This is a genomic window from Streptomyces wedmorensis (assembly GCF_000716445.1).
Lineage (GTDB): Bacteria > Actinomycetota > Actinomycetes > Streptomycetales > Streptomycetaceae > Streptomyces > Streptomyces wedmorensis.
In genome coordinates this window covers 299,040-323,728 of sequence record NZ_JNWK01000001.1, presented here as the reverse complement: position 1 = coordinate 323,728, position 24,689 = coordinate 299,040, and the positions used below count along the sequence as shown (strand labels likewise).

The 24,689-nt window shown below is 72.9% G+C and carries 17 protein-coding genes and 1 pseudogene; 11 read left to right on the top strand and 7 right to left on the bottom strand.

Going from position 1 to position 24,689, the window contains the following annotated elements; genetic code table 11:
• Both OO54_RS47060 and OO54_RS01275 read right to left on the bottom strand, forming a co-directional pair.
• Positions 1-163 (bottom strand): annotated as a pseudogene (locus OO54_RS47060) (sugar ABC transporter permease); the annotation flags it as partial.
• A gap of 512 nt (positions 164-675) precedes the next feature.
• Positions 676-1,662, bottom strand: coding sequence for a LacI family DNA-binding transcriptional regulator (locus tag OO54_RS01275; RefSeq protein WP_033200976.1), 987 nt, complete (start codon positions 1,660-1,662; stop codon positions 676-678).
• A 375-nt stretch (positions 1,663-2,037) separates the two neighbouring features.
• On the opposite strand from OO54_RS01275, the gene OO54_RS01270 reads away from it, so the two are divergent.
• The 4 genes from OO54_RS01270 (at position 2,038) to OO54_RS48255 (ending at position 9,983) form a co-directional block, all read left to right on the top strand.
• Complete coding sequence (locus tag OO54_RS01270) at positions 2,038-3,474, top strand: RICIN domain-containing protein (protein WP_033200975.1); 1,437 nt, start codon at positions 2,038-2,040, stop codon at positions 3,472-3,474.
• Between the two features lie 142 nt (positions 3,475-3,616).
• A complete protein-coding gene (locus OO54_RS01265) occupies positions 3,617-6,055 on the top strand; it encodes an RICIN domain-containing protein (RefSeq protein WP_033200974.1) in 2,439 nt (812 codons plus the stop codon).
• Between the two features lie 254 nt (positions 6,056-6,309).
• Positions 6,310-7,293, top strand: a complete 984-nt coding sequence (locus OO54_RS01260) for an ROK family protein (RefSeq protein ID WP_234439190.1) — start codon at positions 6,310-6,312, stop codon at positions 7,291-7,293.
• A 287-nt stretch (positions 7,294-7,580) separates the two neighbouring features.
• A complete protein-coding gene (locus OO54_RS48255; protein WP_033201028.1) occupies positions 7,581-9,983 on the top strand; it encodes an ATP-binding SpoIIE family protein phosphatase in 2,403 nt (800 codons plus the stop codon).
• A 26-nt stretch (positions 9,984-10,009) separates the two neighbouring features.
• Here OO54_RS48255 and OO54_RS01250 read toward each other — a convergent pair whose 3' ends face one another.
• Positions 10,010-12,247 carry an RICIN domain-containing protein gene (locus tag OO54_RS01250; RefSeq protein ID WP_033200973.1) on the bottom strand — a complete coding sequence of 746 codons (2,238 nt, stop codon included), beginning with the start codon at positions 12,245-12,247 and terminating at the stop codon, positions 10,010-10,012.
• 233 nt (positions 12,248-12,480) lie between these two features.
• On the opposite strand from OO54_RS01250, the gene OO54_RS01245 reads away from it, so the two are divergent.
• From OO54_RS01245 to OO54_RS46680, 5 genes are all read left to right on the top strand, one after another.
• The gene (locus OO54_RS01245) at positions 12,481-13,479 is read left to right on the top strand and encodes a LacI family DNA-binding transcriptional regulator (protein WP_033200972.1); all 999 of its coding nucleotides are present in this window, start codon (positions 12,481-12,483) and stop codon (positions 13,477-13,479) included.
• A gap of 82 nt (positions 13,480-13,561) precedes the next feature.
• Positions 13,562-14,233: a response regulator transcription factor gene (locus OO54_RS01240; protein WP_033201027.1), complete on the top strand. Its 672-nt coding sequence runs from the start codon at positions 13,562-13,564 to the stop codon at positions 14,231-14,233.
• Positions 14,230-15,549 (top strand): sensor histidine kinase, encoded by a 1,320-nt coding sequence (locus OO54_RS01235; RefSeq protein ID WP_033200971.1) that lies wholly within the window; start codon positions 14,230-14,232, stop codon positions 15,547-15,549. Before OO54_RS01240 ends, OO54_RS01235 begins: the two co-directional genes overlap by 4 nt.
• A 74-nt stretch (positions 15,550-15,623) precedes the next feature.
• Entirely contained in the window at positions 15,624-17,321 is a 1,698-nt protein-coding gene (locus OO54_RS01230) for an alpha/beta hydrolase (protein WP_033200970.1), read from the top strand.
• 75 nt (positions 17,322-17,396) lie between these two features.
• Positions 17,397-18,284, top strand: coding sequence for a bifunctional metallophosphatase/5'-nucleotidase (locus tag OO54_RS46680; protein WP_033200969.1), 888 nt, complete (start codon positions 17,397-17,399; stop codon positions 18,282-18,284).
• 55 nt (positions 18,285-18,339) lie between these two features.
• On the opposite strand, the gene OO54_RS01220 is transcribed toward OO54_RS46680, so the two are convergent.
• Positions 18,340-18,957, bottom strand: a complete 618-nt coding sequence (locus OO54_RS01220) for a TOPRIM nucleotidyl transferase/hydrolase domain-containing protein (RefSeq protein ID WP_033201026.1) — start codon at positions 18,955-18,957, stop codon at positions 18,340-18,342.
• Between the two features lie 43 nt (positions 18,958-19,000).
• Positions 19,001-19,639, bottom strand: a complete 639-nt coding sequence (locus OO54_RS01215) for a DNA alkylation repair protein (RefSeq protein WP_051786642.1) — start codon at positions 19,637-19,639, stop codon at positions 19,001-19,003.
• Between OO54_RS01215 and OO54_RS47040 the strand changes: the two genes are divergently transcribed.
• Complete coding sequence (locus tag OO54_RS47040) at positions 19,554-20,273, top strand: SagB/ThcOx family dehydrogenase (RefSeq protein WP_245236714.1); 720 nt, start codon at positions 19,554-19,556, stop codon at positions 20,271-20,273. The genes OO54_RS01215 and OO54_RS47040 overlap by 86 nt on opposite strands.
• A 34-nt stretch (positions 20,274-20,307) precedes the next feature.
• Here the strand turns inward: OO54_RS47040 and OO54_RS01205 are convergent, their stop codons facing one another.
• Positions 20,308-21,072, bottom strand: a complete 765-nt coding sequence (locus OO54_RS01205; RefSeq protein WP_234439191.1) for a pyridoxamine 5'-phosphate oxidase family protein — start codon at positions 21,070-21,072, stop codon at positions 20,308-20,310.
• Positions 21,073-21,158: 86 nt separating this feature from the next.
• Positions 21,159-22,253, bottom strand: a complete 1,095-nt coding sequence (locus OO54_RS01200; RefSeq protein ID WP_033200965.1) for a globin domain-containing protein — start codon at positions 22,251-22,253, stop codon at positions 21,159-21,161.
• An 856-nt stretch (positions 22,254-23,109) separates the two neighbouring features.
• Here OO54_RS01200 and OO54_RS01195 point away from each other — a divergent pair.
• Complete coding sequence (locus tag OO54_RS01195) at positions 23,110-24,684, top strand: carbohydrate-binding protein (RefSeq protein ID WP_033200964.1); 1,575 nt, start codon at positions 23,110-23,112, stop codon at positions 24,682-24,684.
• Positions 24,685-24,689: the final 5 nt, after the last annotated feature.

The following is a 24,689-nucleotide window of genomic DNA, read 5'->3' as shown; positions in this document are numbered from 1 at the left end:
TCAGGTATACGGCGTATCCGATCGGCGCCAGGAAGACGAGAGCGAAGACCGCGACGAACGGGCCGACGAAACCCCAGCCCACGAAGGCCTCCTTACGGAGACGGAAACGGGCTCGCCGGCCAGGCGGCGACACCGCCTGGGCTGACGTCGACAGGAGCGTCATGGTGGTTCCTTGCGTCGGTGACCGACCGGTCGGGAACGGAGCGAAGAGGGCACATGCCCGGGCCCTCGGGCCGGAGGAAGTCTGAACCGATGAGGAAATGTTTACGTAATCATCGGGTGGCCTGATGTTTGCATCACCCTCAGAGGGGCGTCAAGCACAAGGAGGTGGAGATCAAGCGGGATCTAGATGAGGAGTTGTGACATCAGGTCCATTCGGGACATGGTGATGCCGCCGTTGTGTACAACAGCCCTCAGCGCCACCGGACAGGCCGAGCGGGCGCGTACGCCTCCGAGGGCCGGTTCGACTGGGAGAAACACCTGAATCAAGGCCCTGCGGCCCTACATGAAGGCACTCCGGACTCGGGGTCCGCATCCATGCGGAGCAGGGAGAACGCCCCCGCCACGGACCGCTTTTGGCGGGACTCCCCCACGACGGAGGGGTTCTGCACGGTGGCGGAGGCATCCCCCGCGGCGGAGACACCCCCGAGGCGGCCTCCTCCGCGGCGGCAGGCGTCAGTGCGCGGGCGGCGGTGCCGTGCTCGCGCGGACCACGAGGGTGGGTTCGACGGCGAGGCGGCGGGGGCCGTTGCTCCGGCGCTCGATCTGTTCGAGGAGCAGGGTCACGCAGTGGCGGCCGACCACGTCGAAGTCCTGGTGAACGGTGGTGAGCGGGGGCTCGAAGAAGGGCGCTTCGGGTACGTCGTCGAAGCCGGCGACGCTGACGTCGCCCGGCACGGAGCGCCCCGCTTCGTGCATGGCGCGCAGGACTCCCAGCGCCATCTGGTCGTTCGCGGCGAAGATCGCCGTGGCGTCGCGGACCTGCGCGAGCGTGCGGCCGGCCAGGTAGCCGGATTCGGCGGTCCAGTCGCCGTACAGGACGGGCCGCACCGGGGCGCCGGCCGCGACGAGGGTGCGCTCCCACGCCTCGGCGCGCCGGCGGGCGGCGAACGAGTCGTGCGGGCCGCTGACGTGGTAGACGGTCCGGTGGCCGAGGTCCAACAGGTGGGCGACCACGCTCTGGGCGCCGCGGGCCTGGTCGAAGTCGACGTTCGGGTACGCGTGCCCGGTGTCGCCGTCGGCGACGACCACCGGCATCGTGGGCGGCAGGTGCAGCGACGGCGTGTCGAGCATCTGCGACTCGACCAGCACGATGCCGTCGACGGACTGCAGCATGAGGTGCCGGAAGGCCTGCCGTACGGCGGCCTCGGTCTGGGCCCGGATGCCCATGAAGTTGATCGAGAAGCCCGCTTCGCGGGCCGCGTCCGCGACGGCGCCGAGGGTGCGGGCGTTGCCGTGGGCGCCGACGTCGAAGCTGACCACGCCGATGGCGCCGAACCTGCCCGTGACCAGGGCGCGCGCCGCCGCGTTGGGGCGGTAGCCGAGCTCCTGCATGGCGGCGAGGACCTTCGCGCGGGTCGTCTCGTCGACGTTGTCGTGGTTGTTGGCCACGCGCGAGACGGTCTGGGAGGACACACCGGCCTTCGCGGCGACCTCCGCCATGGAGGGCCACTTCCGGGGCGGGCGCGAGCGGGGCGTTCTCGTTGCCTTGTCCGCCACGTCGACCGTTCCTTCCGGAGGTTCCCGGGGCACACGTGTGGCGCCCCCATCGAGTCATGTTGGCGCAAACAGATACGGCGGTCAAAACCTCCGCCGGTTTCGCCCCGGGTTCTTGACAGGGTCCGGCGTCGATCCCAGACTTCCGGCTACATCGTGTTTACGAAAACATTACGTGTTCGCGATGTCCCCACGGCCCGAACGGCCGGTCCCCACTCCGGGCGCCCCCCCCCCCCACCGCTCAGGTCCCCAGAGCGATCCCCCGCCGCGCTGTCCGCGGCGAGCGCCCGGTCCGACGCAACACCACGAGGTATCGCGCCCATGCGACTCAAGTTCTCCGGGACGGCGGCATTCCTCTGCGCCCTCCTCCTGTCCCTCGTCACCGCCGGCGGCACCGCCCACGCGGCCCCGGTGACCATCGCCAACGGCACACAGTTCACCGATCCGGCCGGAAACCCCGTGCACGCCCACGGCGGCGGCGTCATCAAGGTCGGCCAGTACTACTACTGGTTCGGCGAGAACCGGAACACCGACAACACCTTCCGGTACGTCTCCGCCTACCGGTCCACCGACCTGAAGACCTGGGAGTTCCGCAACCACGTCCTCACCGAGGCGACCGACCCCGAGCTCGACTGGGCCAACATCGAGCGTCCCAAGGTCATCTACAACAGCGCCACCCAGCAGTTCGTCATGTGGATGCACAAGGAGAACGGCTCCGACTACGGGGAGGCGCGCGCCGCCGTCGCCGTCTCGTCCACCGTGGACGGCGACTACACCTGGCGCGGCAGCTTCCGGCCCCTGGGCCACATGTCGCGGGACATCACCACGTTCGTCGACACCGACGGCACCGGCTACATGATCTCCGCCGCGAACGAGAACGCCGACCTGCACGTGTACCGGCTGACCGCCGACTACACCGGCATCGACGCGCAGGTCCAGAAGCTGTGGTCGGGCCAGTGGCGCGAGGCGCCCGCCATGTTCAAGCGGAACGGCGTGTACTTCCTGCTGACCTCCGGCGCCACCGGCTGGGCCCCCAACCAGCAGAAGTACGCCACCGCCACGAGCGTCACCGGCTCGTGGTCGGACCTCAAGAACGTCGGGGACGGCACGACGTACCGCAGCCAGACCGCGTACGTCCTGCCGGTCCAGGGCACGAACGGGACCAGCTACCTCTACATGGGCGACCGCTGGGGCAACTCCATGGGCGGCACGGTCAACGACTCCCAGTACGTCTGGCTGCCGCTGACCTTCCCCACCAGCACCACCATGACGATGAGCTACTCCCCCCAGATCACCGTCGACACCGCGGCGGGCACCGTCACCGGCATGAACGTGCCCTGGGAGTCGCTGACCGCGCGCAGCAGCGGCAAGTGCGCGGACGTGGCGAACTTCGACTCGGCGAACGGCGCGCCGCTGGTCCAGTGGGGCTGCGGCAGCGGCGTGAACCAGAACTTCTGGATCAAGAAGCTGGGCACCGGATACGTCCAGATCATGGCCCGGCACAGCGGGAAGTGCATCGGCGTCGCCGGGGCGTCGACCGCGGACGGCGCGGCCGTCGTGCAGGCGGCCTGTGACGGCTCCACCTCCCAGCAGTGGAAGGTGCAGACCACCAACGTCTCCGGTTACGTCGCGCTCGTCGCCCGCCACAGCGGCAAGTGCCTCGACGTGGCGAACTGGTCGTCCTCCGACGGCGGCGCCCTCGACCAGTGGACGTGCAACACCGGCGACAACCAGAAGTGGTGGCGCGCGGCGGCCTGACCCGCCCCCGCACCGCCGTGAGACCGGCACGGGGCGGCCTCCGTCCCAGGCCGCCCCGTGTCACCCGCGCCTCCGGGCTCCTGCCCGGAGGCGCGGCGGCGGGCACCGGATCCACCACCCACCCCCCTCGAAGGAGCAGGTCGTGTCCCCCACCCCCGTTCGACCGGCGTCGTCCCGGTCCCGGTTCGCCCGGCGGCTGGCCGCACTCGGCGCCACCACGGTCCTCGCCACGACGGCCCTGACCGCCGTCGGTCCCGGCTCGGCGCCGGCGAGCGCCGCGGAGTCCCCCGCCGCGGCGCTGACCGTGCGCCTCGACCCCAGTTACCAGCAGCCCGCCTTCCAGGGCTGGGGCACCGCCCTCGCCTGGTTCGCCAACGTCACCGGAGGATGGCCGGACGCGCAGCGCGACGCGCTCGCGGACGCCCTCTACGGCGCCGACGGCCTCGGCTTCACCATCGCCCGCTACAACATAGGCGGCGGCGACAGCCCCGAGACGACCCCCTACATGCGGGCCGGCGCGGCCGTCCCCGGGTACTGGAACCGGCCCGGTCCGGAGGCCCCCGACTGGTGGGACCCGAGCAACCCCACGCACTGGAACCCGAACGCCGACGCCAACCAGCGCTGGTGGCTCAGCGCCGCCAAGGCCCGCGGCGCCACCACGTTCGAGGCGTTCTCCAACTCCGCCCCGTACTTCATGACCAACAGCGGCCTGGTGTCCGGGGCGGTCAACGGCTGGCAGGACAACCTCCGGTCCGACCAGTACGACCGCTTCGCGGCCTACCTCGCCGGTTCGCTCCAGCGGGCCCAGGCCGCCTCCGGGGTCACCTTCGACTCCGTCTCGCCGATCAACGAGCCGAACACGGACTACTGGCACGCCGGCGGCCGCCAGGAGGGCTCCCACTGGGATCCGGCCTCCCAGGCCCGCATGATCACGACCCTGCGGGCGGCGCTCGACGCGAAGGGCGTCAACACCCCGATCGCCGCCATGGACGAGACGAACCCCGGGATGTTCCGCACCGACTGGGAGGCGTACTCCCCCACCGTCCGCGACGCGGTGGGCCGGCTCAACACGCACACGTACGGGACGAACGGACGCACCGGCGTGCGGGACGTCGCCAAGGGCGAGGCCACGCCGCTGTGGATGTCCGAGGTGGACCTCGGCGGCAGCGTGGGCCAGAGCTTCACCGACATGAGCCCGGCCCTCGACCTCGCCCGGCGCATCAACGACGACATCCGGGAGCTGGAACCGCGCGCCTGGGTGCTGTGGCAGGCCGTCGAGGACTACGAGAACATGACGCCGGGCCGTGAGAACTCCAACTGGGGCCTCATCCAAACCGACTTCACCCCCGCCGACGCGGCCACCGAGCCCTTGCGCAAGAACAAGAAGTACTGGGCGATGGCGAACTACAGCCGCTTCGTCCGCCCCGGCTCGCGCGTCCTCAACACCGACGACCCGGAGACCCTGGCGGCGGTTCGGCCCGGCGGGAACGGAGTGGTCGTCGTCCACACCAACCCGACCGGCGAGTCGCGTGAGGTGACCCTGAACCTGGACGGCTTCCAGACGGTCGCGGACGGCGCCGTCGAACGGTGGACCACCGACGGGACGAGGAACCTCCAGCGGGAGGGCGACGCGGCCGTCGCCGGCCGGACGTTCAAGGCGACCGTCGGCCCCGGCTCCGTCACCACGTTCGTGCTGCCCACCGTCACCGGGGTGAACACCGCGGCGACGACCGCTCCCACCGGGGCGCAGCGCCAGTTGGTCAACGACAACAGCGGCAAGGCGCTCGCGGTGGCCACCGTCGGCGGCAAGAGCACCGTCGTCCAGCGCACCTCCGCAGCCGCGGACACCGCCCAGCAGTGGACCTTCACCAAGCTGTCCGCCGGCGACTGGGGCAACACCGCCACCTACCGGATCACCAGCACGAAGACCGGCAAGGCGCTCTCCGTCTCCAGCGGGGCCCTCACCTTCGCGTCGCCCGGCTCGTCCACCGCCCAGCAGTGGATCCGCTCGACGACGGGCGACGGACACCACACCCTGGTCAACGTGGCCTCCGGCAAGCTCCTTGACGTCACCGGCGCCTCGACCGCCGACGGGGCGCCCGTCGGGGTCCACCAGCCGACGACCGGCGCCAACCAGTCCTGGACGTTCCCGAGTACGGCTCCGGACGTCTGGAAGAGCCTCGCCTTCCGGCACAGCTCCAAGTGCCTCGACGTCAGCGGCGCCGGCTCGGCCGACGGCGCGGCCGTCGTCCAGTACGGCTGCAACTCCGGGACCAACCAGCAGTGGTCGCTGCGCCCCGCCAGTGCCGGTTACGTGAGCGTCGTCGCCCGGCACAGCGGCAAGTGCCTCGACGTGAGCAACCTGTCCACGGCGGACGGCGCCGAGGTCTTCCAGTACGCGTGCAACGGCGGCCGCAACCAGGAGTGGGCCGTCCGCAGCACCGGCGACGGGTACCTCACCCTGACCGCCCGGCACAGCGCGAAGTGCCTGGGGGTGGCGGGCGCCTCCACGGCCGACGGCACGGCCGCCGTCCAGCGGACCTGCGACGGGTCGGCCGCGCAGCAGCTGCGCCAGGGCTGACACACCGGAAGAGCCGGGTCCGGTCCTCGGATCGGACCCGGCTCCTTCGCCTGCCCCGCAGCCTGTCCGGAGCCGGTGCCGCGCGAGCGCCGCCGGCCTTCGCCCGCGCCCGGCCGCCTCTGGACGCGTATGGCCGCGCCCTCGTACCCTCACCTTCAAGATGCTTGAACATGCGCGAAACAGGCGCAGTGCAAGCATGTTCGCGCATCGATCCCCCTCGATGTGTGCACCATCTTCACGAGGAGCCGCCAGGTATGCCCAGCACAGCGATGTCCGCGGAGCGTGACGGGACCGACGGGCGGGAGTGCGTCATCGCGCTGGACGTGGGTGGGACCGGGATGAAGGGCGCGCTGCTCGACCGGGACCTCAACACCCTGCACGCCCTGCGCGCGGCGACGCCCCGGCGGTCGGGTCCGGAGGCGGTGGTGGGCGAGATCGTCACCGTCCTGCGCGGCCTCGACGCGAGCGCGGTCGCGCGGGGGTTGACCGTCCGGAACGCGGGCGTGGTGGTCCCCGGCATCGTCGACGAGGAGACGCGGACGGCCGTCCACTCGGTCAACCTCGGCTGGCGCGACCTGCCGCTCGCGGCCGTCCTCGAACGCGCCACGGGCCTGCCCGTCGCGCTCGGGCACGACGTACGGGCCGGGGGCGCCGCCGAATGCCGCCTCGGCGCGGCCCGGGGCGCGCGGGACGCGTGGTTCGTGCCCATCGGGACCGGCGTGTCCGCGGCCGTGTTCAGCGACGGGCGGGCGGTACGTGCCGGTGGTTACGCGGGCGAACTGGGCCATGTCGTCGTCGAGCCGGGGGGCGACCCGTGCGCCTGCGGCGGGCGGGGCTGCCTGGAGACCGTCGCCTCGGCGGCGTCGGTCGGCGCCGCGTACGCGGCGCGCTCCGGGCGGGAGGTCGACGGCGCCGCCGAGGTGGCGGCGATGCTCGTTCAGGGCGACCCCGACGCCCGGGCGGTGTGGGACCGGGCCGTCGAGGCCCTGGCGGCGGCGCTGGCCACGGCGGCGACGCTCCTCGCGCCCGAGGTCGTGGTGGTCGGCGGCGGTCTCGCCGAGTCCGGCGGTCTCCTGCTCGACCCGCTGCGCGCCGCACTCGCCCGGCGGCTGTCGTTCCAGCGGCGGCCCGACCTGGTGCGCGCGGCGCTCGGGGACCGGGCGGGCTGCCTGGGCGCGGGCCTCGCCGCCTGGGAGTCGGCGGACGTCCTCCCGTCGCCTCGGCCCGCATCGTGCTGAGCCCCCCTCGTGCTGAGCCCCACCCCACGCCGAGCCCCGCCTCGTGCTGAGCCCCACCGCACGCCGAGCTCGGCCTCGTGCTGAGCCCCGCCCCACGCCGAGCCCCGCCCCACGCCGAGCCCCGCCCCGTGCTGAGCCCCGCCGCGCCTCGCATCCGGCTTCCGGCTCGCGGTCGCGACTCGCGGGCCATTCGGAGGAGTACGCCGTGCCGAGGGGCGGGTGCGGGGGCAGAGTGGTGGTGGGTGGCGGTCACGGCCGCCCAGGCGCCGAACGGAGTGTGGGCCCTGATGACTCCCGGGAGCGACGACCCCCTCGACGCGGGGCACTCGGCCGGGCTCGTGGTGGACGCGAGGGGAACCATTCTGAGGTGCACGCCGGCCGCGGAGAGCCTTCTGCGGCGCTCGGCGCAGGACCTGCACGGCCGGCGGGTCCGGGATCTCCTCGCCGTGCCCGCGCGGTGGCGCACGGTCCTGGAGCAGCGTGACGGGCCGGTCTGGGAGGGGCGGGCGGAGCTGGCGCCGGACGGCGGCGGCGAGGTGGAGTTCCGCGTCCTGCCGCTGGTCGACGGCGAGCAGGCCGAGCAGGCGCGCGAGTTCCTGGTGCTCGGTGTTCCGCGGGTGCTGGTCTCCCAGTGGCGCCAGGGTCACGCCTTCATGCGGGAGCTGTTCCTCCAGGACCGCATCGGCCTCGCGGTGCTGGACAACGAGCTGCGGCTGGTACGGACGAACACCCATCTCCTCCCCTACTCGGGAGTGCCCGGCGACCTGTACGGCGTCCGGATGGGCGACTTCCTGCGCGAGGAGGGCGCCCGGGTGATCGACGCGCGGCTGCGGGAGGTCCTGGCGACCGGGATCCCGCTGGTCGGCCTGGACGTGGAGGTCCACACGCGGGTCGATCCGGGGCCGGGGCGGACCATGGCGTTGTCCGCGTTCCGCCTCCAGGGGGCGAAGGGGCTCGTGATGGGCGTCACGGCCCTGTTCGTCGACGTGACGGAGGAGCGGCTCACACGCAGCCGCCTCGACCTGCTGCACCGGGCGACGACGGTGCTGAGTACGAACCTGTCCGCCGAGGAGACCACCCGGGACCTGGTGGACGTGCTCGTCCCGGCCCTGGCCGACGTGGCGGTCGTCGACGTGGCCGAGGCCGTCTTCACGCACGAGCAGCCCGCTCCCGAGCTCCACCACGACCACGCCCTGCGCCGGACGGCTGTGGCCGGCGCCACCCCTGGTACGGGCCCCGGCGCCTCCCCCGGCGGGCTCGCGACCGGCGCGGTGGTCGCGGTGGACACCGGCGGCGTGCTGTCGGGCCGGGTGTGGTCGGACGGGGCGGAGGAGGGCGTGGAACCGCCCGACGCGCTCGGATCCGCGCACGGGATGAGCGCGTGGCTGCGTGCCCGGGGGTCGCTCCTCGGCCGCATCAGGGTCGGCCGCGGCGGGGACCGTCCGCCGTTCACCGGCGACGACCTCGCCCTGCTGGAGCAGATCGCCTCGCGTGCCGCCCTGGTCGTGGACAACGCGCGCCGGTACGCCCGGGAGCGGAACGCCGCGGTCGGGCTCCAGCGCAGCCTGCTGCCCTCGTCCTCGACCGACACCCCCACCGTGCACACCGCGAGCGTGTACCTCCCGACCGACACGGCCACCGGGGTGAGCGGCGACTGGTTCGACGTCATCCCCCTGTCGTCGGCCCGGGTCGCGCTGGTCGTCGGGGACGTGGTGGGGCACGGACTCCAGGCCACGGCGACGATGGCGCGGTTGCGGACCGCCGTACGGACCCTGGCGGACCTCGACCTCGAACCCGACGAGCTGCTCACGCACCTCGACGACCTCGTGTCCCAGTTCGCGATCGACGTCGACGTCGACGGCGGCCAGGCGACGCGGCCGCCCGGTACCGAGATCGCCTTCGGGTCGTTCGGCGCCACGTGTCTGTACATGACGTACGACCCGGTGACCCGGCGGTGCCTCGTGGCCAGCGCGGGCCACCCACCGCCCGCTCTGGTGGCCCCGGACGGCGGCGTCGCGTACGTCGACCTCAGTCCGGGCCCCCCGCTCGGGGTCGGCGGCCTGCCCTTCGAACCCGTCGAGGTGGAGGTGGCGGACGGCAGCGTGCTGGCGCTGTACACGGACGGGTTGATCGAGCGCGGCCACGCCGATCTGGACGAGGGGATGGCGGCCTTCCGGCACGCGCTGTCGGCGGCGCTGGTTCCGGGCCGGCCCCTGGAGGAGGTCGGGCCGGAGGTGGTCCGGGAACTGGTGCCCGGCCCGCTGTCCGACGACGTGACGCTGCTGCTCGCCTCGGTGCGCGGGGTCCCCGCGCACGACAGCGCCGCTTGGACCTTCGCGGCGGATCCGTCGGTGGTGGCCGAGGCCCGTGCGTCCGTCCTCGCCCAGTTGTCCCGGTGGGGTCTGGACGAACTGGCCTTCACCACCGAGCTGGTGGCCAGCGAGCTGGTCACCAACGCGATCCGCTACGCGGGCGGGCCCGTCGGGCTCCGCCTGATCCGCGCGGCGTCCCTGATCTGCGAGGTCTCCGACCGCAGCGGCACACAGCCCAGGATGCGCCGGGCCCACGCCACGGAGGAGGGGGGCCGGGGTCTCTTCCTGATCGCGCAGCTCACCGACCGGTGGGGTAGCCGGTACACGCGCTCGGGCAAGACCATCTGGACCGAGCAGGCCCTGCCGCCGCGCCGTTGACGCGGCGGCGGGGCTCCGCCGTCACGTCAGGTGATCGTCCACTGCTGCCGCGGCGAGCCGGTGTCCGGCTGCTGTGTCACCGCGGAGCCGTTGGCGGACGAGGCCGTCGTGAGCAGCAGGCCGCTCTTCCGGGACGCGACCGTGTAGGTGCCGTTCACCAGCGGGGTGAGGGTCCAGCGCTGGTTCTGTCCGCCGGTGCAGGTCCACTGGATCACCTTGGCGCCCGCCGCGGTGGAGCCGCTCTCGACGTCCGCGCAGAGTCCCGACTCGGCGTTGACGAGGGTGTGGGAGCCGTCGGTGTTCCGGGTGAGGTTCCAGGTCTGGTTGGCGTTGCCGGTCGGGGTCCAGGTGATGAGCTGGGTGCCCGCGGTGGTGCCGTGGTCGGGGTTGTCGAGTGCCTTGCCGCCGGTGACGAGGGTGTGGGGGCCGTCGGTGACGCCGCCGGGCGCCGCGCCGGTGGGGGTGAGGGTCAGGGTCTGTTCGCCGGCTCCGCGGGTCCCGCCCACGGAGTCGCCCGTGGTGTTGGTCCAGCTGCGGGTGGGGACGGTCTCGGCGAGGCGTGCCGCGTCGGAGGACAGGCCGATCACGAGTCCGCTGTAGCGGTTGACGAGCCGGTACGCGCCGGTCGCGGTGCCGTCGGCGGAGGAGGCGCCGGGGATGACGAACCACTGCTGCCCGACGCTCGGTCCGCCGGACGGCATGGCGGTGACGGTGGGCCTGGTGCCCCAGGCGCGCTGGCTGGTGGCGGTGGAGTCGACACCGAGGAGCTGCCCGGTGGAGGCGTTGGCGATCCGGTGGGAGCCGTCGCCGTTGGCGGTGAACACCCATGATTCGAGGGCGGATCCGGTGGCGGCGGCCACGGAGGTCGTGGCGGGGCCGCCGGAGACCTGTGCGAGGACGCGGCCGCCGGCACTGGCGATCCGGTAGGTCCTGCCCGGGTCGACGGGTGCGGCGGGGGCGGAGGAGCCGACCGCGAGGTTGACGTATTCGCTCGACGATCCGCCCGAGCAGCCGAACGAGCAGTAGGAGCGGAAGTTCTTGCCGACGATGCCCGAGCCGGTCTTGTTGACGCCGTCGAGGAACCAGCGGTACCAGGAGGCGTTGGTGTAGCTGCCGGTGTCCCCGAGCAGGAACCACTTCTGGGTGGTGAGATCGGCGGTGGCGTAGATCTGCTGGGGCGCCTTGCCGCTCTGGTCGACGGCCTGCGGCTGGCCGATGTAGAGGCCCAGGTAGGCGTTGTACGTGATGTCCATGACGAACAGCGGTGACGTGGGCGGCATCTTGCCGGCCGCGACCTGCTGGCCGACCGTGCCGGCGGTGGCGGGGTCGTACTCACCGGAGACGGGTGTGTAGCCCGTGGTGCCGGTGGCGCCGACCGGCACCATGTTGCTCTCCCGGCCGCCGACGCCGGGCTGGGACCAGGCGCCGTCGTACCACTTCTGCCAGGAGCCGGGTGCCAGCTTCGCGGACATCGGTGCGCGGGCGACGTGCGCGTGGAAGGCCTTCCAGCCGCCGCCCTTCTCCACGACGCGTGAACCGTAGAAGGCGTAGAAGTAGCCCGACGCCGTGTCGGCGAACAGTCGCTGGTCGCCGTCGCCGTAGTGGTAGGTCTGCTGCGGGAAGGCGGCGGTGTCGCCCCTCTCGGTGCTGTACGGCGAGGTGATGGCGTGGCCCTTGATCGTCCACGTACGGCCCTGGTCCTCGGAGACGGCGGTGTCGATCCCGTCGTAGTGCACGCCGTCGCCGAACGGTTGGGGGGTGAACTCGTTGTGCACGAGGCCGTACCAGTCCCCGGTGTCCGGGTCGACCCACACGCCGGCCAGGTCGCAGTAGTTGCGGTGGGCGTACGACGAGCCCGCGGGCGCGGCGGTGGCCTCGACACCGGTGGGGCTGTTGTTGCACCGCCAGGTCGTGTCGTCGTTCCGGTCCGCGGAGTTCGCCGGGTTCACCGCGTCGCTGATCGCGCCGGACCGGGTGGCGGTGTCGAAGTTCGTTCCGGTGTAGAAGGTCCACTTGCGGGGGTCGTTCGCGGCGTACAGGGCGTGCGACTGCTGGAAGTAGAACGTGCCGTCCTTGTCGATGTAGGTGCCGGCGGGCGTGTCGTCCGGACGGGTCCACGCACCCTTCGACCCGACGGTGACGGTGTACGTGGGGGCGGCGGACGCGTCGGCGGACGCCGACGGCGCCGTCAGGGCGCCGCCGCCCGCCATGGCCATGGTCGTGGCGGCGAGAGCGCCGACCAGTCTCCTTCGGGTGCCTGACACAGTGCTCCTTAGGGGTGGGGACCGCGTGACAGCGAGCAGCTCGGCGCAGAACGTACGGCCCATTTGACCGGTAAAGCAAGACGTGGAGCAGAATCCCCTCGCTCTCTTCCGAGCATCAACCTCCTTGTGCAGGGCGGGTGTTCGTGTCCCTGGCCGGCCGATCACGCCCTTGACCGGCCGATCGGGCGCGGCTACCGTGCCCTCGTCTTTGATCGGCAGAACGAGGGCGCGCCATGGTGACGATGCAGGACGTGGCCGAGCGGGCGGGCGTCACGAAGCAGACCGTCTCCAACGTCATCAGCGGCAGGGTGGCGGTGCGACCGGCCACCGAGGCGCGGGTGCGGGCGGCGATCGACGAGCTCGGGTACCTGCCGAACCTGGTGGCCCGGTCGTTGGCGACCGGGAACACCAGGACGGTGGGCCTCTTCGTCCCCACCGTCGTCACGGCCTTCTACGCGGACCTGGTGGAGGCGGTCGAGGACGTGCTGGAGGAGCACGGTCACCGCCTCCTGCTCTGCACGACCCGCCGGGACGGGGAGCGGGCCCGGCGTCATCTGGCCGGTCTGACGAGCCGGTCGGTGGACGCCCTCCTGATCGCGGGCGACCAGGACCTGATCGACCATCTGCCGCTGCTGTCCCACGCCCGCTTCCCCGTCGTCCTCTGCGCGTGGGAGACGGACGTACCCGAGCGGTATCCCGTGGTCACCATCGACTACGACCACAGCGGCTACCTCGCCGGGCGACACCTGCGCGAGCTCGGGCACGAGCGGGTGGCGGTCCTGGCCAGCCCCGCCCACTCCGTCCGCGTCGAGGGGTTCCGGCGCGCCTTCGCCGTCGACGGGGTCACGGTCCCGGACCGGGCCGTCCACATGGCGCCGGAACCGTCGTTCCGGGGCGGCATCGCCGCCGCGCACGCGGCGCTCGCGGCGGCGCCCGGGACGACCGCGCTCTTCGCCACCCATGACGTCCTCGCCGCCGGTGCGCTCGTGGCGGCCCGTGAGGCGGGCCGGTCCGTGCCCCGCACCCTTTCGGTGGTGGGACTCGACGACAGCCCCGAGGGCCTCCTGTCCCGGCCCGCGCTCACCAGCGTGGCCCTGCCCAAGCGCGAGATGGCCCGGCAGGCGATCGAGCTGCTCCTGCGCGACCGGACGGCCTCCGGCTCCCCGGCGATCCCCCGTCGGCTCCTCCGCCCCGAACTCGTCGTCCGCGACAGCACCGGCCCCGCGGCGTAGCGCCGGCTCCCGGCCGCCGGGCGGCGGACGGCCGTCCCGGCGGCCGGCCGGTACTTTCCGGACACCCCGTAGGGTGTGCGGCGTGCGAGTACTACTGGTCGAGGACGACGAGAACCTGCGGTTCGGGGTGGCGGCGGCGTTGCGGGCCGCCGGTCTGGCCGTCGACGAGGCCGCGGATCTGCCCCGGGCCGACGAGGCGCTGTTCGTCACGGCGTACGACTGCGCCGTCTTCGACCGGATGCTTCCGTCGGGGGACGCCGCCGCGTACGTGGAGGGGCTGCGCCGGAGCGGCCGGGCGGTGCCGGTGCTGTTCCTCACCGCTCGTGACTCGGTCGCCGACCGCGTCGAGGGCTTCGCGAGCGGTGGTGACGACTACCTGGTCAAGCCGTTCGCCGTGCCGGAACTGGTCGCCCGGGTGCGCAGTCTGTGTCGGCGTTCGGCCGTCGTCCGCCCGCCCGTCCACCGGGTGGGCGACCTGGAGATCGACACCGCGCGCCGGCGCGTGCACCGGGCGGGCGTGCTGCTGACGCTGACGGGCCGGGAGTTCGCCGTACTCGAAGCGCTGGCCACGCGTGCCGACCAGGCGGTGTCCCGGGCGGAGCTGCTGGAGAGCTGCTGGGACGAGATGGCCGAGCCGCAGTCCAACGTCCTGGACGTCCTCGTCTCCCAGCTCCGTCGCAAACTGGGTGACCCGCCCATCGTCCACACGGTGCGCGGCGTCGGCTACCGCCTCGCGGCCGACGGCGAGGTGTGAGGCGTCCCACCGGTGAGCGCGGGTCGCGGGCGCTCACCCCGACGGAGCGGGTGCGGCGGCTGCGGCGGCGGACCACCGCGCTGTTCGCGCTGACCAGTGCCGTGGGGCTCGTGGCCATGGCCGCCTTCGCCGTACGCAGCGACGACGCGCGCTGGCGCGACCAGCTGGACCGGACGATGGACGGCGACACCAGTTGGGCGATCGGCCTCCTGGAGACCGAGGAGGACGGCCGGCTCGACACGAACGCGCTGGTCGAGACGATGGGCACCGGCTGTCCGCCGCTCTCGGTGCTGTCCGTGGCGCCTTCGGCGGCCGGGACCGGGGATCCCCGTCTGGTCGTGGAGCACGCTCCGGCCCGGCCCTGTCTGTCCGTTCCGGCCGCGGACGTACGGGCGGTGGCGGCCGCGGCCGTACGCGCCGGGGACGCGGCGGCCTTCGACCGGCGGGCGACGGACGGCGAACCGGTCCGGCTGTTCGCGATGCCCTTCTTCGCCCCGGACGCGGGTGAGGGTGATCCGCCGCAGGGCGCCGTGGTGACGATGACGGCGACGTCCGACCAGGCGGCCGATCACCGCCGGCTGCTCTGGCTGGTGACGGCCGGCTGCGCGCTGCTCGTGGCCGTCTCCGCGGCCGTGGGCCATCTGCTGTCCGGGCGGGCCGTCCGGCCGGCGCTCTCCGTGCTCGGCCAGCAGGAGGCGTTCCTCGCCGACGCCGCCCACGACCTCCGGACCCCGGCCGCGTCGCTGCGCACCCTGGCCGAGACCGCGCTGCGGGGCGAGACGGACAGCACCGACGTACTGAAACGGACGCTGCGACTGGCCGAGGGCATGGGTCGTCTGGTCGACGGGCTGCTGACCAGGGCCCGGCTCATGTCCGGCACGGCCACGCTCGCCCGGGAGCCGCTGCGGCTCGACCAGCTGGTGGAGGCGGTGGTCGCGGAGGCCCCGGTCGAGGGTCACCGGGTGACGGTCACGGCGGAGGAGAGCGTCGTGGACGCCGACCCCGATCTCGTCCGCAGGGCCGTGGCCAACCTGCTCGGCAACGCCCTCGTCCACGGGCACCTCCCCGGGGTGCCCGCCGAGGTGCGGATCGGCGTCGGCCGGGACGGGTCCGTGACGGTCGAGGACGCCGGACCGGGACTGCCGCCGGAGGTAGCGGGCGCGCTCTTCGAGCGGTTCCGCAGCGGGGCGGGCTCCACCGGCCTCGGGCTCTCCATCGCGTCCTGGGTGGCGCACGCGCACGGCGGCACGCTCACCGCCGACCGCGGTGACCTCGGCGGCGCCCGCTTCGTCCTGCGCCTGCCCGCCGCGCCCTGACGCGTCCGCTCCTCATCAAATCCTCAGCATCGGCCCGGCAAGCTCCCCCGTGAACCGAACATGGGAGCCCCGCTGTGATCCGCGCTGTCCGCCGCCCCGCCCTCGCCGTAGCCCTCGCCGTCGTCGGCGCCACCGCCCTGGCCGCCTGCACCACGGCCCCGGCCCCCGCTCCGGCCCGGTCGCAGGGGCCGGCCGGCCCCGTCGATCCCGCCACCCGGGCCGATCTGAAGGCCTTCTACGGGCAGAAACTGAAGTGGACGGCCTGCGGGGCCCTCCAGTGCGCCGACCTCACCGTCCCGATGGACTACGCGCACCCGGCGAACGGCAGGACGTTCGTCCTGCCCGTCGCGCGAGCCGCCACGACCGGGACCGCCGAACGGATCGGTGCGGTCATCGCGAACCCCGGCGGGCCCGGCGGATCCGGCGTGCAGTCCCTCCTGGAAGAGGGCATGGCCGAGTCGTTCACTCCGAAGGTCCGCGCCCGCTTCGACGTCGTCTCCTTCGACCCGCGCGGTGTCGGCGGCAGCTCACCCGCCCTGACCTGCGGGAAGAACGAGGAACCCACGGACGCGGCGACCGGCCCGACGTCGGACGGGACGACCCCGGAGAAGACCGCCCCGGAGGAATCGGCCCCGGAGGAGACCGGCGCGGCCGCGGCGGATCCGTTCTTCCCGAGGAGCGAGACGGAGCGCGCCGACGTGCTCGCGGAAGCGAAGCGGGAGGCCGACGCCTGCGCGAAGGCGAGCACGGGCATCCTGCGGCACGTCGGCACGGAGGACGTCGCCCGGGACATGGACGTGCTGCGGGCGGCCCTCGGGGAGTCCCGGCTCACCTATCTCGGCTGGTCGTACGGAACGAGTCTGGGCACCGCGTACGCCGAGCAGTTCCCGCGCCGGGTCCGTGCCATGGTCCTCGACGGAGCCGTCGACCCCGCCCTCGACTGGTCCCAGCGGGCCGTGAGCCAGGGCCTGGGGTTCCGGCGGGCCGTCGACGACTACATCGCCTCGTGCGCGGAGGTGGCCGGGGACAGCTGCCCCGGCAGCACCCCCGAGGAGATACGCACGCTCATCGAGGGCCTGTTCCGGAAGACCGCGCGCGATCCGCTGCCCGTCGACGGCGACGCGTACGGCGCCGACGCGAGCACCCTGCTCGACGCGCTCGTCCTGTCCATGTACACCCCCGAAGCCCAGTGGAAGTCCCTCTCGGAGGCCCTGGCCGACGCGGGCCGCGGCGACGGCACGAAGCTGGCCCGGCTGGCGGGGGCCGAGGACCCGGCGCCGGCGACCGACGAGGACGCGGAATCCGGTGCCACCCCGGACGGCCCGGGTGACACCGACGGGCCCGGCACCGAGACCCCTGCCGACAACAGCGACGCGGCACTCCAGGCCGTCAACTGCTTCGACGTCCCGCACCCGCGCGACGTCGAGGCGTACTGGAAGGCCCTCGCCCGCGCCGACGAGGCCGCGGGCCGCTACGGCACCTCGACCGTGACCGCGGCCCTCACCTGCAAGGACTGGCCCACGACGACCCGCAAGCCGCACCGCGTCAGCGCCCCGGGCGTCCCCCCGGTCCTGGTGGTCGGCACCACCGGCGACGCGGCCACTCCGTACGAGGAGGCGGCGAGCCTGGCCTCGCAGTTCCCGGGCGGGGCGCTCCTGACCTACGAAGGATTCGGACACACCGCGTACGGCCGCAGCAACTCCTGCGTCACGCGGCACGTGGACGACTACCTCATCGATCTCAGGACGGTCCCCGCCGGGACCACCTGCTGACGGACCCGGGACGTCGAGTTCCACGACGAACTGCCGGTCACCGAACGCTACTCGCGGGAGCTGACCCGGCAGGGCGTGCGTGCGCAGGTCGTGCTCATCCACGAGGGCGAGTCGGTCAAGGGCCAGGCCGGGGCGGGCTGTGACGACGGCAGCCCCGGCGCCAAGCTCGGCGGGCGGATCAAGGAGATCGCCGAGCGGGCGGTGCCCGCGGTCGACCTGATCGTCAGCGGCCACTCCCACTTCTCCTACGAGTGCACGGTGAACGACCCGGCCGGGCATCGCCGCCTCGTCCCCCAGGGCGCCGACCTGGCCCTCATGAACCCCGGCAGCATGCGGGCCGACCTCGTGTTCCACGACGGAGGCGCCGTCACCTACGCCGACGCGTACCGGGTCCAGCCCTTCGAGAGCCCGCTGTGGGTCCTGCCGGTCACCGGGCCCCAGCTCCTGACCGCGCTGCGGCAGCAGTTCACCGGCGCGAACGCGGACAGCCCGCGCTTCCTCCGGCTCTCCGAGCAACTCGCCCACTCCGTCGACATGAGCCGCACCGGCGCCGACCGCCTCCTCGCGGACACGGTACGGATCGACGGCCGGCCGCTGTCCCCCGACACCACCCACAAGGTGGCCCCGGACGAGTTCCTCGCCAACGGCGGCAACGGCTTCACCGTCTTCGGCGACATCACCGCCCGCGAAGGCGGCGAGGTCACCGACCTGAACACCCTGGTCACCCACCTGGAGACCACCACCTCGGCGACCTCCCCGGCCGCTCCCCCGGCTCCTCGAACAGCGCGTCGGCGCCGTGCAGCCACCCGGAAAGGTGGTCGATCCACACGCCACCGTCCAGCCCGGTCCGCCGGATCCCGTCCAGTGGACCGAAGCGGATGTCTTCGCCCTGGTCGAACAGGGATCCCTGGAGTCCCGGCAGGTCGTGTCGTGCTGCGGTCACGGGTCGAGCGTGACCCATGAACCGAACGCGTGAGCGAATCCAGTCCGGCGGGGTGGCCGGCGACGTCCGCGGGGCTCAGAGGCTGCCCAGGAGGTCGTCGAGGGGGGCCGGGGGGCGGGTCGGGTCGAGGGCCTCCACCAGGAGGGTGCCGTAGCGGATCTTGCGGCCCTTCTTGGTGCCGAGGAAGCGGCGCAGCTGCTGGTGGCGGGGGCGGCCGTACTGGGCGGGCTGGTGGAGGAAGGTCTGCCAGGGGCGGAGGTCCCCCTCGACGCGGATGATCTCCTCGACGGCGGGCGGGCCGAGGGTGCGGATGAGTTCGTCCTCCAGGTCCGCCGTGCAGACGAAGACGTCCTCGGGGGACGCGCCGGCGCGTCGCAGGCCGCGGTCGTAGTAGGGCTGCTCGCGGGCGTCGCAGAGTCCGGTCAGGCGGAGGCCGAGTCCGGGCGGGCCGAGCAGCGAGGCGTACCGGGCGACGTTCATCGCCCCGCCCATCGAGACGACGCACACGCCCTCGGCGGCGAGGTCCCGGCCCCGCCGGGCGGCGAGCGTCTCCACGGCCGCGAGGTCGCTCGGGCCCTCCAGGAGCACGGCGGTGCGCAGTTCCAGGCTCGCGGCCAGGTCCCTCGCGGTGTCACCGGAACCGCCTGCCGCCCAGCCGCTGATCTCGTCGTGGAACGCCGTCATGTCTCCCATGGGGCGAGTCTGCACGTCCGCCGACCGGCGCGGTACGGAATATTCACCGCTGCCGGCGGACCATCTCCGTGATCCACACGGGCGCGAACGGGGAGGTGCAGCCCGGCGAGGTCGGGTAGTCCTTGAGCACCTCCAGGCGCTCGCCGATGGCGATCGCGCGCGTGCGGTGTTCGGGGTGGTCGATGCCGATCCGGGCCAGGCAGTGGTTCATCGCCCACTGGAGGCGGTCCGGGGCCTCCTTCATGTCCGCCTCGATGACGTCGAGCAGCCCCGGGAGGTCGAGGCCCTCGGGCTTCCTGGCCACGCGTTCGGTGGTGAGTGCCCAGCCTGCGCTCGCGACCACGGGGTCGGGGTCGGCGGACCAGGCGACGCGGAGTTCCTCGGCGTGCGGGTTCTTCTTCACCACGTAGTTCACGAGCCAGTCGTGGACCTTGGGGGTGCGTGCCTCGCGCACCATGGCGTCGAGCCGGTCGCGCTCGAAGGCCTTCGGCCGGCAGACGAGGAGGGCGAGCAGGCGCGCCGCCGTGTCGTCCGTGTCCCACAGTTCGCAGGCGAGGTCCTGCTGCGTCTTCAGCCGCTTCGCGAGCGCGCGGAGCCTGCCGAGGTTCACACCGTGGTCGTCGCCGTGCCGCTCGTTCACGGCGCGCGCCTTCGGGTCCTCGAGCGCGGCCAGCTCGGCCATCACCTCGGCCAACGCCGTCCCGGCCACCTCTGCCTCCCGTCCGTCCTGTGCGGGATTCAGCGTACGACGCGGTTCGGGCAGGTGCGGTACGGGGCCGGCCGGGGCGGTACGGGTCGTCCTGCCGAGGGGATCGGGCGAGCCTTCGCGGCGACGCGGCGCCCGGTCGTTCCTCGCCGGTCCGATCGCCCTCGCGGAACTCGCCGACTGCCTGGACGCACTGCGCCAGGAGGACGTCGACGGGCTCGCCAAGTGCCGCTACCCGTCGGGCGGCGGCCTCCACCCGGTGCAGACGTACCTGTACGTGGAGGAGGGCGCGGTATCCGGTCTCACGGCCGGCACGTACTACCTCGACCCTCGGGAACACGCGCTGGTCACCCTCGCCGAGGGGGCGACGCTCGACACGGGGGTCCACGCCGCGCACAACCGGGCCGTCTTCGAGGGTGCCGGCTTCGCCGTGTTCCTCGTCGCCGACCTCGACGCGATCGAGCCCCTGTACGGCCCGCCCGCCCGCGACCTCTGCCTCCCGTACGGTCGCCGACCCGGCGGTCACCGTCGACCGGCTCAGGAGCGAGGGCGGCCACGTGAGCGGGGCCGGGGAGACGGGGAGGTGAGGAAGGCGAGCGAGGGAGGCTGACGGCCGAGGCGGGAGGGTGGCCCCGGCCCGGCGGTCAGGCGGGGGCGCTTCTGGTGAACCAGCCGCTGAACGCCTCCGCACCTGCCGCCCCTGCCTCCGCCCCGGCGACGGTGCCGGATCCGGCACGGGCGTACCGCGCGGCCCTCGCCAGTGCCTGCTCGGCCTCGGCCCGCCATGGGGTGGCATCGGGTCGCCATGGGGTGGCGTCGGGGCGGGGCGGGGGCAGGTAGGCGCCGCGCTGGGGTGCTTCGGCGGCGGCTCCGAAGAAGTCGCCGCCTTTGCGCTTGGCGTCGTCGGTTCCCCAGGGGCGGCCGGTGCCGCGGGCGGGGGCCTTCTGAAGGTGGGGGATGTGCTTGGCGCAGTGGATGTACGCCTCTTCGACGCTGGTCACCACCCACACCAGGGCCTTCCTGCCGGGCACCTGGTCGGCCGGGAGCCGGGGGTGGGCGCGGCGGATCTCGGCGTCGGCGACGACGGCGGCCCTGCCGTTGACGTGGAGTCCGACGCGGTCCCGGAGGAAGTCGACCATGAGCAGGCCGACTTGGGGGTTCTCCTCGATGTTGCCCAGGCTGGCGTGGACGCCGTTGCCCCGGTACTCGGGGTAGGCGAGCGTGGTGGCGTCCAGGACGTGGAGGAAGCCGGGCGGGCCGGCTCGGAAGGTGTTGTCGCACGCGCCGTGCCGGTCGGCGGTCGCGAGGAAGAACATCTCCTGCCGGGCCACGAACGCGCGCATGCGGTCGTTCAGCCGGTCGAGGACCTGCTCGCCGTAGAAGCGGTCCGCGCGCTCGGTCGTGCCCATGCGCCGCTGGACCTGGTGTTCGCCGTCACTGCCGGGGCGGACACGCGGCGGTTCGGTCGGCCGCTGCCCGGCCGGTGGGTAGGTGTTCAACTCGTTGCACCGACCAGTTCCTCGATGGAGTCGTGCCGTATGCGGTGGGAGGGAACGCCGATCCCCACCAGGGTGTCGACGCCGCGGCGGATCATTCCGGGCGGTCCCGACAGGTACGCGTCGTGGGTGTGCCACGGGCCGGCCTCCCGCACGGCCTCGGGCAGTCCGCCGGACAGCGGGCCGCCGGAGTCGTCGTCCACGACGGGACGGACCGAGAGCCAGGGGTGCGTCTGCTGGAGCCGGAGCATCGTGTCGATGTCGTACAGGCCGTGGTTGCCGCGCGCGCCGTAGAAGACGTCGACGGACCGGCGTCGCCCGTGCCGGGCCACGTCCTCCACCAGGGCCTTGATGGGCGCGATGCCGGTGCCGCCGCCGAGGCACAGCAACCCGTTGCCGGTGGTGTGGTCCACGGTCATGGAACCGGCGGGAGGACCGAGCCGGATGACGTCGCCGGGGCGGGCGCGGTGGACGAGCGCCGTGGAGACCCAGCCGGCCGGCACGGCCTTGACGTGGAAGGACAGCAGTCCGTCGGAACGGGGCGCGGAGGCGAAGGAGTAGTGCCGCCAGACCCGCGGCCACCAGGGGGTCTCCAGGGTCGTGTACTGCCCGGCGCGGAAGGGATAGGGGCCGTCGGGCCGGACCGTGACGACCGCGATGTCCCGGGTGCGCAGGTCGTGGGCGACCACCTCCGCCTGCCACCAGGCGGGGGCGCGGAGCTCGTCCGCGGCCGCCGCGTCGATCATGATCTGGGAGATCGTGGTGTACGCGCCCACCCAGGCGGCCTCGGTCCGCGGCCCCCAGTTCTGCGGCGCGTGGCGGGCGAGGGCGCCGAGCAGGGCCTCGCCGACGGCCGGATAGTGCTCCGGGAGGGTGCCGTACTTCCGGTGCCCTCGACCCAGGTGGGTCAGGTACGTGGTCAGCGTGGCGGTGTCGTCCGCGTGGGTCGCGGCGGTGAGCAACGCGTTGAACAAGCGGTCGCGTTGGGTGTCCATCGCCGCGGGAAAGAGGTCCCTCAGCCCGGGGTGGCGGAGGAAGAGCAGGGCGTAGAAGTACGAGGTGACGCGGTCGGCGATCGGCTCGATCTCGGCCATCGTCCGGCGCAACAGCACGGCGTCGGAGGGAGCCTCCGGCGGTGCCGTGTGGTGTTGCCCCGCAGCAGCCGGGGCTTCCGGCGGTGCCGTGTGGTGTTGCTCCGCAGCGGACGGGGCCTTCGGCGGTACCGCCCGGCGGTCTTGCGCGGGAGCCGGGGCTTCCGGCGGTGCCGCCCGGCGGTGTTGCGCGGGAGCCGGGGCTTCCGGCGGTGCCGCCCGGCGGTGTTCGGCCGGCGCCTGGTGACCTCGCCCGAACCAGCCACCATGCTGACCGCCGGAACCGGGGCCGTGGCCGGCGGCCGACTGGGGGGTCGGAGCTTCCATCGGTCTGCCTCGCCTCGAACGTCTTCGGTCGGTCTTGGCGCACGGGGTCCGCAGGTGCCCGGATTCCCCGTGCCGCCCACGGCGTTCGACGCGTACCGACCGGGTGAGCGGGGCCGACCATACCCCGGCTTCCCGAATTCGAGGAATGCCTCCTCCCACCCCTTCCGTCGCCACGTTTTCGCAGGTCAAAGGGCATCTATTGGCGACCCGGAGGGGGAGGAACCGTTTACGGCGCCACACCTGGCGGGGATTCGCCGACCGAAAGCTCACCGGGCGCCCCGGACTTCTCCACACTTACCGAGCGGGTCTTCACGAGCGCCGCCGCGAGGGCTCGCCAGGGTCGGGGAACCCCGGCGACCCCGATGCGGCAGACGGAGCGAAGAGGGGCCGAGGCATCCCGTAAATGTTCACCCATGTGAACAACAGGCGCCCACATGACCATTGACGCGTCTACGACAACACCTCTAGCTTCCGGAGAAAGCGCTTTCCCGTCCAGTCCGGAACGCCGTCCATCCCCTCCTGGAGACCCCAGATGCATCTGCGATCCGTCACCGCCTGCGTGAGCCTGCTGGCAGGCACGCTCGTCGCGCTGTCCGTGAACACGGCGCACGCCGCGTCGACGTTGTACGAGGCCGAGGCCTCCCCCGCCGTCTGCACCGGCACCATCGACGCGGACTGGTCCGGATACTCCGGCAGCGGGTTCTGCAACGGCACGAACGCCACCGGCGCCTACGCGCAGTTCACCGTGAACGCCTCCGCCTCCGGGACGGCCACGCTCGCCGTACGGTTCGCCAACGGGACGGCCACGGCGAGGCCGGCCGGCCTCGCCGTCAACGGGTCCACCGTGCAGACGCCGACGTTCGAGGCCACGGGTGCCTGGTCCACCTGGACCACGAAGACCCTCACCGTGTCCCTGAACGCGGGGGCCAACACCATCCGGCTCACGCCCACCACCGCCGCCGGGCTGCCCAACATAGACTCCCTGAACGTCACGACGACCGACGCGCCGCCGCCGACGGGCAGCGCGCTGTACGTCGCCCCCGACGGCACGGACGGCGCGGCCGGGACGCTGTCCGACCCGACGACGCTGACCTCGGCGATCAGCCGCGTCGCCGCGGGCGGGACGATCCACCTCCGCGGCGGCACCTACCGTCACTCCACGACGGTCACCGTCCCGGCCGGCAACAACGGGACCTCCGGCTCCCTGAAGAAGCTCTCCGCCTACCCCGGCGAGACGCCGGTGCTGAACTTCTCCGCCATGACGGAGGACCCGGCCAACCGCGGCCTCGCCCTGAACGGTTCGTACTGGCACGTGAACGGCCTCGTCGTCGAGCGGGCCGGCGACAACGGCATCTACGTCGGCGGCAGCAACAACGTCATCGAGCGCACGGTCACCCGTTTCAACCGCGACACCGGCCTCCAGCTCGGCCGCATCGCCTCCACCACGCCGCGTGAGCAGTGGCCGTCGAACAACCTGGTGCTGAGCGCGGAGTCGCACGACAACGCCGACTCCGACGGCGAGGACGCCGACGGGTTCGCCGCGAAGCTCACCGTGGGCTCCGGGAACGTCTTCCGGTACGCCGTGTCCCATCACAACATCGACGACGGCTGGGACCTCTACACCAAGCCCGACACCGGCCCCATCGGCGTCGTGACCATCGAGGACTCCCTCGCCTACGACAACGGCACCCTCAGCGACGGCTCCCAGGCCGGCGCCGGCGACCGCAACGGCTTCAAGCTCGGCGGCGAGGACATCCCGGTCGGCCACGTGGTCCGGCGCACGATCGCCTTCCACAACGGCAAGCACGGCTTCACGTACAACAGCAACCCGGGCGCCATGGCGGTCTCGAACAACATCAGCGTCGACAACGCCCAGCGCAACTTCTCCTTCGACGCGGGCACTTCGGTCTTCCGGGGCAACACCTCGTGCCGCGGCACCTCCAGCGGTACGAACGACCGCCTCGTCGGCGACGTCGACGGCTCGAACCAGTTCTGGTCCGGCACGAACGGCTCCCGCTGCTCCTCGTACTCCGGAGCCCTGAGCTGGTCCTTCGCCGCGGACGGACGTCTCGTCACGGCCTTCGGCGGCCGCACGGTCGCGTGGTGACCCCC

Excerpts from the sequence above, each read along its gene's own strand:
- OO54_RS01275 (WP_033200976.1), bottom strand. The coding sequence starts at position 1,662 with ATGGCGGAGGTCGCCGCGAAGGCCGGTGTGTCCTCCCAGACCGTCTCG.
- OO54_RS01195 (WP_033200964.1), top strand. The coding sequence starts at position 23,110 with ATGCATCTGCGATCCGTCACCGCCTGCGTGAGCCTGCTGGCAGGCACG.
- OO54_RS01200 (WP_033200965.1), bottom strand. The coding sequence starts at position 22,253 with ATGGCCGAGATCGAGCCGATCGCCGACCGCGTCACCTCGTACTTCTAC.
- OO54_RS01215 (WP_051786642.1), bottom strand. The coding sequence starts at position 19,639 with ATGGCCGAGCTGGCCGCGCTCGAGGACCCGAAGGCGCGCGCCGTGAAC.
- OO54_RS01270 (WP_033200975.1), top strand. The coding sequence starts at position 2,038 with ATGCGACTCAAGTTCTCCGGGACGGCGGCATTCCTCTGCGCCCTCCTC.
- OO54_RS01205 (WP_234439191.1), bottom strand. The coding sequence starts at position 21,072 with ATGGGCACGACCGAGCGCGCGGACCGCTTCTACGGCGAGCAGGTCCTC.
- OO54_RS01260 (WP_234439190.1), top strand. The coding sequence starts at position 6,310 with ATGCCCAGCACAGCGATGTCCGCGGAGCGTGACGGGACCGACGGGCGG.
- OO54_RS48255 (WP_033201028.1), top strand. The coding sequence starts at position 7,581 with ATGACTCCCGGGAGCGACGACCCCCTCGACGCGGGGCACTCGGCCGGG.
- OO54_RS01220 (WP_033201026.1), bottom strand. The coding sequence starts at position 18,957 with ATGGGAGACATGACGGCGTTCCACGACGAGATCAGCGGCTGGGCGGCA.
- OO54_RS01245 (WP_033200972.1), top strand. The coding sequence starts at position 12,481 with ATGGTGACGATGCAGGACGTGGCCGAGCGGGCGGGCGTCACGAAGCAG.